This window comes from Arthrobacter sp. M4, from assembly GCF_020251205.1.
In the GTDB taxonomy this organism is placed as follows: Bacteria; Actinomycetota; Actinomycetes; order Actinomycetales; family Micrococcaceae; genus Arthrobacter.
On sequence record NZ_JAIWYX010000006.1, the window covers coordinates 164,630 to 176,721 of the forward strand.

General features: G+C 65.2%; 11 protein-coding genes. 4 read left to right on the forward strand and 7 right to left on the reverse strand.

What is annotated here, in order from left to right:
- Positions 1 to 64 precede the first annotated feature (64 nt).
- A complete protein-coding gene (locus LD110_RS12430) occupies positions 65 to 1,372 on the forward strand; it encodes a cysteine desulfurase (protein WP_225499131.1) in 1,308 nt (435 codons plus the stop codon).
- 7 nt (positions 1,373 to 1,379) lie between these two features.
- Complete coding sequence (gene sufU, locus LD110_RS12435) at positions 1,380 to 1,856, forward strand: Fe-S cluster assembly sulfur transfer protein SufU (protein ID WP_225499132.1); 477 nt, start codon at positions 1,380 to 1,382, stop codon at positions 1,854 to 1,856.
- A 1-nt stretch (position 1,857) separates the two neighbouring features.
- Here sufU and LD110_RS12440 read toward each other — a convergent pair whose 3' ends face one another.
- From LD110_RS12440 to LD110_RS12455, 4 genes are all read right to left on the reverse strand, one after another.
- Complete coding sequence (locus tag LD110_RS12440) at positions 1,858 to 3,171, reverse strand: UDP-glucose/GDP-mannose dehydrogenase family protein (protein WP_225499133.1); 1,314 nt, start codon at positions 3,169 to 3,171, stop codon at positions 1,858 to 1,860.
- A 34-nt stretch (positions 3,172 to 3,205) separates the two neighbouring features.
- On the reverse strand, positions 3,206 to 4,546 hold the full coding sequence (gene nhaA, locus LD110_RS12445) for a Na+/H+ antiporter NhaA (protein ID WP_225499134.1): 1,341 nt from the start codon (positions 4,544 to 4,546) through the stop codon (positions 3,206 to 3,208).
- A 203-nt stretch (positions 4,547 to 4,749) separates the two neighbouring features.
- Positions 4,750 to 4,971, reverse strand: a complete 222-nt coding sequence (locus LD110_RS12450; protein ID WP_225499135.1) for an SCO4848 family membrane protein — start codon at positions 4,969 to 4,971, stop codon at positions 4,750 to 4,752.
- Between the two features lie 4 nt (positions 4,972 to 4,975).
- Positions 4,976 to 5,473, reverse strand: a complete 498-nt coding sequence (locus LD110_RS12455) for a DUF2505 domain-containing protein (RefSeq protein ID WP_225499136.1) — start codon at positions 5,471 to 5,473, stop codon at positions 4,976 to 4,978.
- Between the two features lie 176 nt (positions 5,474 to 5,649).
- Here LD110_RS12455 and mfd point away from each other — a divergent pair, with 176 nt between their 5' ends.
- Both mfd and LD110_RS12465 read left to right on the forward strand, forming a co-directional pair.
- Positions 5,650 to 9,354, forward strand: coding sequence for a transcription-repair coupling factor (gene mfd / locus LD110_RS12460; protein WP_225499137.1), 3,705 nt, complete (start codon positions 5,650 to 5,652; stop codon positions 9,352 to 9,354).
- A 2-nt stretch (positions 9,355 to 9,356) separates the two neighbouring features.
- Positions 9,357 to 10,172: a metal-dependent hydrolase gene (locus LD110_RS12465; protein WP_225499138.1), complete on the forward strand. Its 816-nt coding sequence runs from the start codon at positions 9,357 to 9,359 to the stop codon at positions 10,170 to 10,172.
- 62 nt (positions 10,173 to 10,234) lie between these two features.
- Here LD110_RS12465 and LD110_RS12470 read toward each other — a convergent pair whose 3' ends face one another.
- The 3 genes from LD110_RS12470 to LD110_RS12480 are packed head-to-tail and all read right to left on the reverse strand — an operon-like array spanning position 10,235 to position 12,078.
- Positions 10,235 to 10,462, reverse strand: coding sequence for a SoxR reducing system RseC family protein (locus LD110_RS12470; protein ID WP_225499139.1), 228 nt, complete (start codon positions 10,460 to 10,462; stop codon positions 10,235 to 10,237).
- 54 nt (positions 10,463 to 10,516) lie between these two features.
- Complete coding sequence (deoC, locus tag LD110_RS12475; RefSeq protein WP_225499140.1) at positions 10,517 to 11,200, reverse strand: deoxyribose-phosphate aldolase; 684 nt, start codon at positions 11,198 to 11,200, stop codon at positions 10,517 to 10,519.
- A 26-nt stretch (positions 11,201 to 11,226) separates the two neighbouring features.
- Positions 11,227 to 12,078: an FAD-dependent oxidoreductase gene (locus LD110_RS12480; RefSeq protein WP_225499141.1), complete on the reverse strand. Its 852-nt coding sequence runs from the start codon at positions 12,076 to 12,078 to the stop codon at positions 11,227 to 11,229.
- Positions 12,079 to 12,092 lie beyond the last annotated feature (14 nt).

Consider the following 12,092-nt stretch of genomic DNA (forward strand, 5'->3'; position numbering starts at 1 on the left):
GACGTAATCCCGGTCACTAATGCATTGATGCCGGGGTGCCAGCCACGGAAACAGGAGCCGCCCCATGGTCGCCACGCCTATCCATCTTCGGCCGTCAGCGACGGAGCTGGGAAACGAGGAAATACTTCGCATCCGCAATGACTTCCCGATCCTCGACCAGATGGTCAATGGCCAACGCCTGGTGTACCTGGATTCTGGTGCTACGTCCCAGAACCCAATCAGCGTCATCGAAGCCGAGCAGGAGTTCTACGAACAGCGAAATGCCGCCGTCCATCGCGGAGCCCACTTCCTTGCCGTCGAGGCCACGGAGGCATTTGAGGATGCCCGCGCCTCGGTGGCTGCCTTCATCGGTGCTGAATGGGATGAAGTGGTGTGGACGTCCAACGCCACCGAGGCCCTGAACTTGCTCAGTTATTCGTTCCTCAACGCCGGCCTGCCGGGCGCGGGCAGCGAGGCGGCGCGGTTCGCCTTGGGTGAAGGCGACGAAATCGTGGTGACGGAAATGGAGCACCACGCGAACCTCATTCCATGGCAGCAGTTGGCCATCCGTACGGGCGCAGTGCTGCGCTACATCCCCATTGACGATGTGGGAACACTGGATCTGGAAAAGGCCGCCAAAGTCATTGGCGACCGCACGCGGATTGTGGCGTTTACCCATGCGTCCAACGTCCTGGGCACCATCAATCCCGTGGAACAGCTCGTGAGGTTGGCGCGTTCCGTCGGTGCCCTGACGGTGCTGGATGCCTGCCAGTCGGTCCCGCACCTGCCAGTCCACGTCAAGGCTCTTGGCGTTGACTTCGCGGTGTTCTCGGGGCATAAGATGTTGGCCCCTACCGGTGTTGGCGTGCTCTACGGCAGGTCGGAGCTGCTGAACGCCATGCCGCCCTTCCTCACAGGCGGTTCCATGATCACCACCGTCACCATGGAGAAGGCCGACTTCCTGCCGTCGCCGCAGCGCTTCGAAGCCGGCACCCAGCGCATCTCACAGTCCATCGCCCTGGCGTCCGCCGTGAACTACCTCAGCGAAACAGGCATGGAGCGGATCCACGCCTGGGAGTCCATCCTCGGTAGCCGTCTGGTGGAGGGCCTGTCGGAGATCCCCGGCATCCGCGTCCTGGGGCCGGCGGCCGGCGAAGATCGCTTGGGCCTGGCAGCGTTCGACGTCGACGGCGTGCACGCCCACGACGTCGGACAGTTCCTTGACAGCCGGGGCATCGCCGTCCGGGTGGGGCACCACTGCGCCCAGCCGCTGCACCGCCGGTTTGGCCTGGCGGCCACAACACGGGCCAGCACCTACCTGTACAACACCACCGACGACGTCGACGCCCTCCTTGAGGCCGTCGCCGCCGTGCGGCCTTATTTCGGAGTTTGAGGAGACCATGGGACTCGACCAGCTGTACCAGCAGATCATCCTCGAACACGCCAAGCTCCGGCACGGCAGCGGACTGGCTACGGCGGCCTTGCCGGACGGTGACGCCCACGGCGAGTCGCACCAGCTCAACCCTGTCTGCGGGGACGAGATCACCGTGCGGGTAGCAGTAAAGGATGGGAGGGTCAGCCAGCTCCGCTGGGACGGAAACGGCTGCTCGATTTCCATGGCGTCGGCGTCGGTACTGTCCGAAATGGCGGAGGGCATGGAAGTGGCCGAGTTCACCGGGATGATCGGGACCTTCCGGGACGTGCTGCGTTCGCGCGGAACGGTAGCCGCGGACCCCGAGGTGTTGGGCGATGCCGCCGCCTTCGAAGGCGTGTCGCGCTTTGCAGCGCGTGTGAAGTGCGCCATGCTGTCCTGGGTCGCGGCCGAGGACGCCCTATCCCAGGCAACAACGTCGCAGGCAACAAAACCGGAGGCGTGAGCTATGGCCGGCCAAGTCCTTTGAAGGTCCAGCCGGCCGCCCGCCACTTGGCCGGGTCCAGGACATTGCGGCCGTCCAGGATCCGCGGTGAAGCCACCAGCGCCAACGTTTCGTGGGGGTCCAGGTCGCGGTAGATCTTCCACTCGGTTAGCAGCAGCACTGCGTCTGCCTTGGCCAGCGTTGCCTCCAGATCCGGTTCCAGCGGAAGCTCGGGGAAGCGCTTGGCGGCATTAGGCAGGGCCTGCGGATCCGTCACAGTGACCGTGGCGCCCTGCAACTGCAGCTGCGCGGCGGCGCTCAATGCGGGGGAATCCCGAACGTCGTCGCTCTCCGGCTTGAAAGCCGCGCCGAGCACGGCGATGCGCTGGCCCAGCAGCGTCCCGCCGCAGAGCTGGCGCGTCAGCTCCACCACTCGCGTGCGGCGGCGCATGTTGATGGCGTCCACTTCGCGCAAGAAGGTCAGGGCCTGGTCGGCACCGAGTTCGCCGGCGCGGGCCATAAAAGCCCGGATGTCCTTGGGCAGGCACCCACCACCAAAACCGATGCCCGCGTTCAGGAACTTGGGTCCTATGCGGTCGTCGATGCCAATTGCGTCCGCCAGGCGGGTGACGTCGGCGCCGGTTGCCTCGCACACTTCAGCCATCGCATTGATAAAGGAAATCTTCGTGGCCAGGAAGGAGTTTGCCGCAGTTTTGACGAGTTCGGCAGTCGCGTAGTCCATAACGAGCCTGGGCATGCCCTTGGCGAGCGGCTCTTCGTAGACGCTGTCAAGGATTGCGACGGCGGGGTGGTCTTCGCTGCCGTCGGGGACCCCGTAAACAAAGCGGTTGGGGTTGAGGGTGTCCGACACTGCGTGGCCCTCGCGCAGGAACTCCGGGTTCCACACCAGCATGGCATCCGGTTCTGATGCGTGGATGATTTCTTCCAGCCGCGCCGCTGTTCCTACAGGTACCGTGGACTTTCCCGCTACCAGGTCGCCCGGATCCAGGTACGGTGCCACTCCGTCCACAGCGGCGTCCACGAACCGGAGGTCTGCGCCGTTCTCGCCGCGTTTCTGGGGAGTGCCAACGCAAATGAAATGGACCTGGCAATTCTTGGCTGCCGACATGTCCGTGGTGAACCTCAGCCGCCCGGACTCCTCCACCTCGCTCAGTAGTTCGTCCAGGACGGGTTCGTAGAACGTGGCGTGCCCGTTGGAGAGCTCGGAGACCTTCGCGGGGTCGACGTCGATTCCTGTGACGTCGTGGCCCAGCTTGGCCATGCAGGCTGCGTGGACAGCCCCCAGGTACCCGCAGCCAATGACCGAAATACGCATTATGCCCCCAAATCGAAGCGCGCTTCCTCACAGGTTAAGGCTTGGGCTCCTGAAACGCATCGGCTTTCGGGGGAAATATATCGGGGATGCCGTCGCGGTCGTCATCACGCTGTTCTTCAAGCTCAACGCGGCGGTAGTGCCGGTTCCGGGCGCGGAGTACGACGGCGGCCAGCAGCGCGGCGGTCAGGGAACCGGCCAGGATGGCGGCCTTGGCATGATCGTGGTGTGGCGAACTCGGTGCGAAGCTCAGCTCGGCAATGAGCAGGGACACGGTGAAGCCCACACCGGCAAGCAGCGACAGACCCGCAAGGTCGACCCAGGCGATGCTGTCGTCGAGCCTGGCCCGAGTGGTTTTTGCGAGGACGTAGCTGGTGCCGAACACGCCAATTGCCTTGCCGAAAACCAAGGCCGCCATAATTCCGAGGGCCACCGGATCGCCGAGCGACGCACGCAGCCCCGCAAACCCGCCGAAGGCGACCCCAGCGGAGAAAAAGGCGAAAACCGGCACCGCGAAGCCGGCGGAAAATGGCCGCAGGCGGCGCTCGAGGCGTTCCGCAAGGGCTCCGCGTCCTTGGACCGGTACTGTGAAGCCCAGGAGCACTCCCGCCACCGTGGCGTGTACGCCAGACGCGTGAACCAGTGCCCAGGCTGCCACAGCCAACGGAACCAGCAGATACCACCGGCCGATGCGCCGCCTCACGAGGACCGCGAAGAGCCCAATCGGTGCGCACGCTGCCAGGAGCATCAACGGCTGGACGTTGCCGGAGTAGAAAAAGGCGATGATGCCAATCGCCAACAGGTCGTCCACCACTGCCAAGGTGAGCAGGAAAGTCCGGAGGGCCGCGGGAAGGTGTGTACTGATAACGGCAAGCACGGCCAGGGCGAAGGCAATGTCCGTGGCCGTTGGGATCGCCCAGCCCCTAAGTGTCCCCGGCCCGGCGGCATCGGCTTCGGCATTCAGGACAACCAGCGTATAGACCACCGCTGGCAGGGCGACTCCTCCCACGGCAGCCAATACCGGGACGAGTGCCTTGGCGGGGCTACGGAGTTCTCCGGTGCGGAACTCGCGCTTGAGCTCCAGGCCGGCCAGGAAAAAGAAGATGGCAAGTAGCCCGTCCGAGGTCCACTGGCCCAACGACAACTCAAGGTGCCATGGCGAATAGCCCAATTTCACGTCCCGAAGCGTTGTATACCACTCCGACGCGGGAGAGTTGGCCCAGATGAGCGCCGCCGCGGCGGCCGCCAGCAGCAAAGCACCGCCCACCGTTTCAGCGCGAAGGATGGCAGCGATACGGCGGTACTCGGGATAAGTGGCCCGGGAGAAAAGACGACGGCGGGCGATGGGTGCACGCTTCCTAGGCTGGCGGAAAGCCACAACGGCTCCAATCGTCACGGTTGGTCAGGGTCGGCAAAGCATTGCCGACCAGACTTCCCGGCGCACCGAAGACCAGTTTACCGGAGCGCGCAAAAAGGGGCCGGTGGTATCAACCACCGACCCCTTGCAGGTCTTGTGCTGCGGCTGTACTGCCCCCATGACGTACCGCCGCCACAACCCATGCCGCCAACCGGCCCGCTTGGCTAACTAAACAGCCCCGCTACGCCGATGCCAGCTGTAGCAACACCGAACACCATGGACACGGTCACCAAAACCACGTGGACCGTGAGGAAGCGGGTGGCTTTTCCTTGGGCGTCGCGGGCCCGGGGATCCTTCATCACGCGGCGCAGGAATTGGGGCCAGACAGCCAGCGACCACACGCCGGCGATGATCAGGACCCAGGCCGCGAGGGCGGGAAGCTGCACGCGACTAGTGCCTTTCCAGCCAGGCCTGGGCCTGCTGCGCCTGGATGTTGAGCGCCTTGCCGACCATGGGCTCCGCGGCGTCGGCGATCTTGCCACCCAGCAGGGGGACGGAGGAGGACACGGAGCCGTCAAGCTCCACGCGGGTGCTGTCACCCTCGGCAACAAGGCGCTGCACGGCCGTCACGTCCAGGGGAGCGCCGGAGATCTTGAGCGCGATGTTGCTCACACGGGAGCCATCAGCCGCGGGGGCTTCCCACTTCTCGGTCTGGGTGACGGTGAGCTTTTCGCCGACGAACTTGCGGGCGATTTCCGGGAGGCGGGTGGTGGGGAGGGTGCGAACGGTGGTGGTGGTGAAAGCGCCGGCGGTGTCGCCCTCGATGGCAAAGGATTCCAGCGTGCCGCCCACGTACTCGCTCGTGTGGCGCAGGAAGTCTTCGTCGACGAACGTTGCCGCCACGCGGTCAACGCTGAAGGGCAGGGTGGTGGAAGCGCTCAGGGCCATGGTGGTCCTCCGTAAGGTCTAGGGGGTCAAGCCTTATTAGCTCCCCAACATCCTATGACGGTTCCACGGGCGCCCGATGCCGGGCGTCTCATTGCCGGACACGGTAGGCTGGACGCACCCGGCATTCAACGAATTCCGGGCTTTCGTGTTGCCTGCACCACCCGGGAGGCCCGTCCATGAGTCCAGCCAGCAAGTCCACCGGCGGACAGAAACTCGACGGCGCGCGCCCTCTGAGCGGCCTGCGCAGGGCCTTGTCGGAGGATGCGACGTTCGCCCGTGTCCGTTCCGAGGCCGCCAAGCCCTTCAGCGTGCGCAGTAGCGACTACCAGGTAAGTGCTCCCACCGGGATGCGCGCTGTGCTGGTTGCGGAGATGGTTGAGGGGCTCTCGGGGGCAGCGAACGAAGGGCCAGGACCGGCTCCGGTGGTATTGGCCGTCACCGCCACCGGCAGGGAAGCCGAGGACCTTGTTGAGGCGCTCTCCGCCTACCTTCCCACAGATTCGGTAGCCGCCTTCCCCAGCTGGGAAACCCTCCCGCACGAGCGCCTCTCGCCGCGCTCGGATACGGTCGGCAAACGGCTTGCGGTCCTCAGGCGGCTGACGCATCCCGAATCGTCCGCGGCCCCGCTGCGTGTCGTCGTCGCGCCTGTCCGTGCCGTAGTCCAGCCCATTGTCGCCGGTCTAGGCGAACTGGTTCCGGTGACGCTCAAGGTGGGGCAGGAAGTGCCCTTCAGCGATGTTGTGAAGCAATTGGCCGATGCCGCCTATTCACGCGTGGACATGGTCACGCACCGCGGTGAGTTCGCGGTGCGTGGGGGCATCCTGGACGTGTTCCCGCCCACCGAAGACCATCCCGTCCGCGTCGAGTTTTTCGGCGACGAGGTTGACCAGATGCGCTGGTTCGCCGTCGCCGACCAACGCACGCTGACGTCTCTGTCCGGCACTATCCGGCATCCGGAAGAACTGCATGCCCCGCCGTGCCGCGAAATCCTGATTACGCCGTCGGTGATGTCCCGTGCCGCGAAGCTGAAGGCCGAGCTGCCGGCGGCCGCGGACATGCTGGAGAAGATCGCGGGCGGCATCGCGGTGGAGGGCATGGAGTCCCTGGCGCCGGTCCTTGTGGACGCCATGGTTCCGTTCGTTGAGCAGCTGCCGGTGGGGTCCCTGGCCGTGATCATGGAACCGGAGAAAGTGCGGACCCGCGCCCACGATCTGGCCGCCACCAACGCTGAGTTCCTGGAAGCGGCGTGGTCAACAGCGTCCGACGGCGGTGCGGCGCCCCTTGACGTTCTGTCCCATGCCGCCACCGACCTGGAGGCGGCGAGCTTCCGCTCGCTGGCGGACACCCGCAGTTCCTGCCTGGCCCACGACGTGTCCTGGTGGTCCGTGACGTCGCTGGCTTCGGACGAGGATCTTGTGCTTGATATCGACGTCCTCAATCTGCACGCCCGCGAACCGCGCGGCTACCACGGCGATGTGGCGGAAATGATGGATTTCATCGGCTCCCGTGTGAAGGACCAGTGGCGGCTGGTCGTTGCCACGGATGGACCGGGCCCGGCGCAGCGCCTCGCCGAGCTCTTCCACGATGCCGATATCCCGTGCAGCCGTGTTGATGCCCTTGACCAGGAACCACAGCGGGGCATCATCGAGGTGACCACCGCCGCCGTCGGCCGCGGTTTTGTCCTTGACGGGCTCAAGCTCGGCCTGCTCACGGAAGCCGACCTCCTGGGCCGTACCTCTGCTGTCTCCACCAAGGACATGCGCCGGATGCCGTCCAAGCGGCGCAACGCCGTCGATCCCCTCCAGCTGCACGCCGGCGACTTTGTGGTGCATGAGCAGCACGGCATCGGGAAGTTCGTGGAACTCATCCAACGCAAGGTTGCGGGGGGATCCGATGGCGTGCGGGAGTACCTCGTGCTGGAATACGCCCCTTCCAAGCGCGGCGCCCCGGGTGACCGCTTGTTCGTACCCACGGACCAGCTGGACCAGGTCACCAGGTACGTGGGCGGGGACACTCCGGTGCTGAGCAAGATGGGCGGCGCCGACTGGGCGGCCACCAAGTCCAAGGCGAAGAAGGCCGTCAAGGAGATCGCGGGCGAGCTCATCCGCCTGTACTCGGCGCGAATGGCGTCAAGGGGCCACGCGTTTGGCCCGGACACGCCGTGGCAGCGCGAACTGGAAGAGGCCTTCCCGTACGTGGAGACGCCGGACCAGCTCACCACCATCAATGAGGTCAAGGCGGACATGGAACGGGAAATCCCGATGGACCGCCTGGTGTCCGGTGACGTGGGCTACGGCAAGACGGAAATCGCGGTCCGGGCTGCCTTCAAGGCAGTGCAGGACGGCAAGCAGGTGGCTGTCCTGGTTCCCACAACCCTGTTGGCCCAACAGCACCACGAAACGTTTACAGAGCGTTTCTCCGGCTTCCCCCTTGTTGTGCGGCCATTATCCCGCTTCCAAACGGCCAAGGAGGCCAAGGATACGGCGGAGGGCGTCAAGAACGGCTCCGTGGACGTTGTGATTGGCACGCACCGCTTGCTGTCCAAGGAGGTGGAGTTCAAGGATCTCGGCCTGGTGATCGTGGACGAGGAACAGCGTTTCGGCGTCGAGCACAAGGAAGCCCTCAAGAAGATGCGCACCAATGTGGATGTGCTCGCCATGTCCGCAACGCCGATCCCGCGAACGTTGGAGATGTCGCTGACCGGTATCCGGGAAACGTCCACGCTGGCGACGCCTCCGGAGGAGCGGCACCCGGTGCTGACATACGTGGGCCCGTACACGAACAAGCAGACCTCCGCTGCTATTCGCCGCGAGTTGATGCGCGAAGGCCAGGTCTTCTTTGTGCACAACCGCGTCTCGTCGATCGAACGCATCGCCAACCAGATCCGCGAACTGGTTCCCGAAGCCCGCGTTGAGGTGGCGCATGGCCAGATGTCGGAAGGCCGGCTGGAGCAGATCATCGTGGACTTCTGGGAAAAGCGTTTTGACGTCCTGGTCTGCACCACCATCATTGAAACCGGTTTGGACATCTCCAACGCGAATACCTTGATTGTGGACGGCGCGGACAAGTACGGCCTGTCGCAGTTGCACCAGCTCCGCGGGCGTGTGGGCCGCGGCCGGGAGCGGGCTTACGCTTACTTCCTGTATCCGTCGGAGAAGCCGCTGGGCGAGGTGGCCTTGGAGCGCCTCAAGGCTGTTGCTTCCCACAACGAGCTGGGCGCGGGTATGCAGCTGGCCATGAAGGACCTGGAGATCCGCGGCGCCGGCAACCTCTTGGGTGGTGAACAGTCCGGCCACATCCAAGGCGTTGGCTTCGACCTGTACATCCGGCTGGTGGGCGAGGCCGTGGCGGACTACCGCGGCGAAGCCGAGGAGAAAGCTCCGGACATGAAGATCGAGCTGCCGGTCAACGCCCACCTGCCTCACGACTATGTCCCAGGGGAGCGGCTTAGGCTTGAGGCCTACCGAAAGCTCGCTGCCGCCGCAACGCCTCCCGCCATCGACGAGGTCCTGGCCGAACTCGTGGACCGTTACGGCGAACCCCCCGAGCCAGTGAAGAACCTGATAGGCGTGGCCCGCCTGCGGGTCGCCGCCCGGGAAGCCGGCCTGTCCGACGTCGCACTTCAAGGCAACATGGTGCGCTTTTCCCCGGCGCAGCTGCCGGAGTCCAAGGCCATGCGACTGAACCGCATGTATCCCGGATCCCAGGTCAAGGCGGCGCTCGATGCAGTGCTTATCCCCAAACCCAAAACAGCCAGGGTAGGCGGCCGCGACCTTCAGGACGCAGAGATCCTCGAGTGGGCCGGCAACGTCCTTGCCGCCATCTTCTCCGACGCCGCCGCTCCCGAAGCTCCGGCGCGTACCCAAGCGACTGGTCGATAGTCATGATGGGAGGACACCACGCCGCGTCAGGTGCCGCGGCGTGGGTAGCCATTGCCACCACCGGCCCTTACGCGCTGGGCTGGTACCCGCTGGACGCCACCGGCGTGCTGATCGGGGCCATGACGACGGCGGGAACCGCCTTGGTCTGCGACTGGGACCACCGCTCCAGCACCATCGCGCACGCGCTTCCGCCACTGTCCAACGCGATCGCCGTGGGGATCGAAAAGGTCAGCGGCGGCCACCGGCAGGGGACACATTCACTGCTGGGCGCCTCGGTATTCGTGGTGCTGGCTGCGTTCTGTTCGCAGTTCCAGGTGGACAGTCCCTGGGGACGCCTGTCTGTTGGAGCCGGATTGCTCTGCATGTTCATGATCAATATCGCGGCGAAGGCGCTGAAACTGTTCCCCAATTCCGGCTGGATAGCCAACTGGGTGTTTGCTCTGCTCATGGCCGGCCTTGTGACCTGGTTCGCGCCACATCAGTGGAGCTGGCTGCCGCTGTCCATGCTGGCAGGAGTAATGGTTCACATCGTTGGCGACCTCGTCACCACCGGCGGTGTTCCGTTGTTGTGGCCAGTGGTGATCAAGCCGCCCAAGCTGCTGCGGAAAGTCCCTGTGCTGAACGATGTGTGGAAGGCTAATGGCGCCCTGTCCATTCCGCTTCTGGGCAAGGCGGGATCCCGGCGTGAATGGCTGGTGCTGATCCCTGTGAGCGGCTACGCCATGGTGGGCATGTGCACCGCCGCTTGGAGTGCGGCCCAGACCCACGCGCCGGAGGCGGCATTGTTGGTGCAGAGCCTCATCCCAGCGCTGCGCTAGTCCCCAGACAGCAGAAGGCCCGGGCTGATGCCCGGGCCTTCCTTCGTCTGATGGGGTGCTGACTAGTGTTCGCCGGCCGAGTCAGAGCGGCCCAGGATGGTCTGCGGAATCCAGAATGCCAGGGCGAACAGGCCCAGGCAGACGGCCATCGGCCACGGGTTGTCCAGCGACAGGAAGGACAGCGAGTAGATCGCACCGAGGAACAGAGCGATCATCACCGCGAAGATGACGAGGCTGGATGCCAGGCTGTTCTCGTTCTCGATCGGCTTGCTGTACGTTGGCTTGGCCATTCCGTTCCTTCCTCAGCCCCGCAGGACTTCTCATTTCCGGCGCACCGGCAGCCGTCAGTAGGCAGAAGTTCCTTGTTCGCCTTTGACGATTGCAATGCCGGAGCTGGCGCCGATACGTGTTGCACCTGCAGCAATCATAGCCTGAGCGTCGGCCAGCGTTCGTACGCCGCCTGAGGCCTTGACGCCGATCCCAGGCCCCACAGTCCTGCGCATCAGGGCAATATCAGCTTCGGTTGCGCCGCCGCCGCCAAAGCCAGTGGACGTTTTCACGAAGTCCGCGCCAGCTTCCACGGCTGCTTCACACGCCAGGACTTTCTGTTCGTCGGTCAGCATCGAAGTCTCGATAATGACTTTGACCACTGCCTCCTCTGCATGCACCGCCTCGACCACCTTGGTGATGTCATCCACCAGCGTCCCCTTGTCGTTGGCCCTCGCCGCGGCAATGTTGATGACCATGTCCACCTCGTCGGCGCCATCCAGTACGGCGCCGCGGGCTTCGTAGGCCTTTACATCGCTTGGCGTCGCCCCGAACGGGAAGCCGACTACCGAGCATGTCAGGACGCCAGAGCCCTTGAGGGCCCTTGCCGCGGTCTTGACCCAAACAGGGTTCACGCACACTGATTTGAAGTGGTACTCGGCGGCCTCAGCGCAGAGTTTGAGCACGTCCGCTTCACTGGCTTCCGGCTTCAGGAGGGTGTGGTCGATGTAGGAGGCAATGCTGTCGGCGTCGGTGCTCATGGCGACCATCTTGCCACAGCGTCCTGTCAGGCAGCGGCGGCTGCCGCCTGAAAGGCGCCACGTACGCCGGCCAGCAGACCCGCGGCGCAGGTGCGTGCCGCAGTCTCAGCGGAAACCATCAGTCCCAGCCTGACGCCGTCGAGCGCTGCGGCATCCCCAATGGCCCAGACATCCGGCGCGGAGGCGCGGTAGTGCCGGTCCACCTCGATTCCGCCGGCGGGAGCGGTTCGGATGCCTGCAGTGGCGGCAAGTTGGTCCTGTGCGGTGCGTTCTTCGGCCAGCACCACCAGGTCGGCGTTCATGGTGCTGCCGTCCTCGAAGATGATGCCTGTGGCGGGCAGGACGGAGCCAGCCACGGTCGGCATGACGGACGCGGGCCGCAGCGAGGTGCGGACGGGCCGGACGCCGCGGGCGCGAAGGACAGCTTCGGCCTGTCCGGCGCTCGGCCCGGTGCCTACGAGGATGCCTAGCGGACGGCGGCCCAGGACACGTGTGACGTCCGTGACCGCCTGGCCGATGGTTCCGGCGTCGTCCACCGTGGAGTAGCTGAGGCAACGGGCGGAGCCGGTGACAGCGGGCTTGTCCGGGACGGAGCCCGTGGCGATGACCAACTGGTCGTAAGGGAATTCCATGCCGTCCACCGTGCTAACGGTGCGCGAGTCGCTGTCGAGGTACGACGCCGGCTGGCCGAGTCGGAGGGAAACCTGCGGCAGCGCTGCGGCCTCCAGGAGTTCCGTGGGGCAGTCGTCGCGGTTGCTGAGGAGCGTGATGGATCCGGGGTAGCCATGGCGGTGGAGGTGGTGGACCAGTGCCAAGGCGGCTGGTCCGGCTCCTGCAATGACGAGGCGGGTGCGGGCAGTGATCGCGGAGGCGGACATGGGTGGCCCTTTCG

What these genes read in the sequence shown, in the direction of transcription:
- mfd (WP_225499137.1), top strand. Translation starts at nt 5,650, where the DNA reads ATGAGTCCAGCCAGCAAGTCCACCGGCGGACAGAAACTCGACGGCGCG.
- LD110_RS12480 (WP_225499141.1), bottom strand. Translation starts at nt 12,078, where the DNA reads ATGTCCGCCTCCGCGATCACTGCCCGCACCCGCCTCGTCATTGCAGGA.
- LD110_RS12430 (WP_225499131.1), top strand. Translation starts at nt 65, where the DNA reads ATGGTCGCCACGCCTATCCATCTTCGGCCGTCAGCGACGGAGCTGGGA.
- LD110_RS12465 (WP_225499138.1), top strand. Translation starts at nt 9,357, where the DNA reads ATGATGGGAGGACACCACGCCGCGTCAGGTGCCGCGGCGTGGGTAGCC.
- LD110_RS12455 (WP_225499136.1), bottom strand. Translation starts at nt 5,473, where the DNA reads ATGGCCCTGAGCGCTTCCACCACCCTGCCCTTCAGCGTTGACCGCGTG.
- sufU (WP_225499132.1), top strand. Translation starts at nt 1,380, where the DNA reads ATGGGACTCGACCAGCTGTACCAGCAGATCATCCTCGAACACGCCAAG.
- LD110_RS12440 (WP_225499133.1), bottom strand. Translation starts at nt 3,171, where the DNA reads ATGCGTATTTCGGTCATTGGCTGCGGGTACCTGGGGGCTGTCCACGCA.
- deoC (WP_225499140.1), bottom strand. Translation starts at nt 11,200, where the DNA reads ATGAGCACCGACGCCGACAGCATTGCCTCCTACATCGACCACACCCTC.
- LD110_RS12470 (WP_225499139.1), bottom strand. Translation starts at nt 10,462, where the DNA reads ATGGCCAAGCCAACGTACAGCAAGCCGATCGAGAACGAGAACAGCCTG.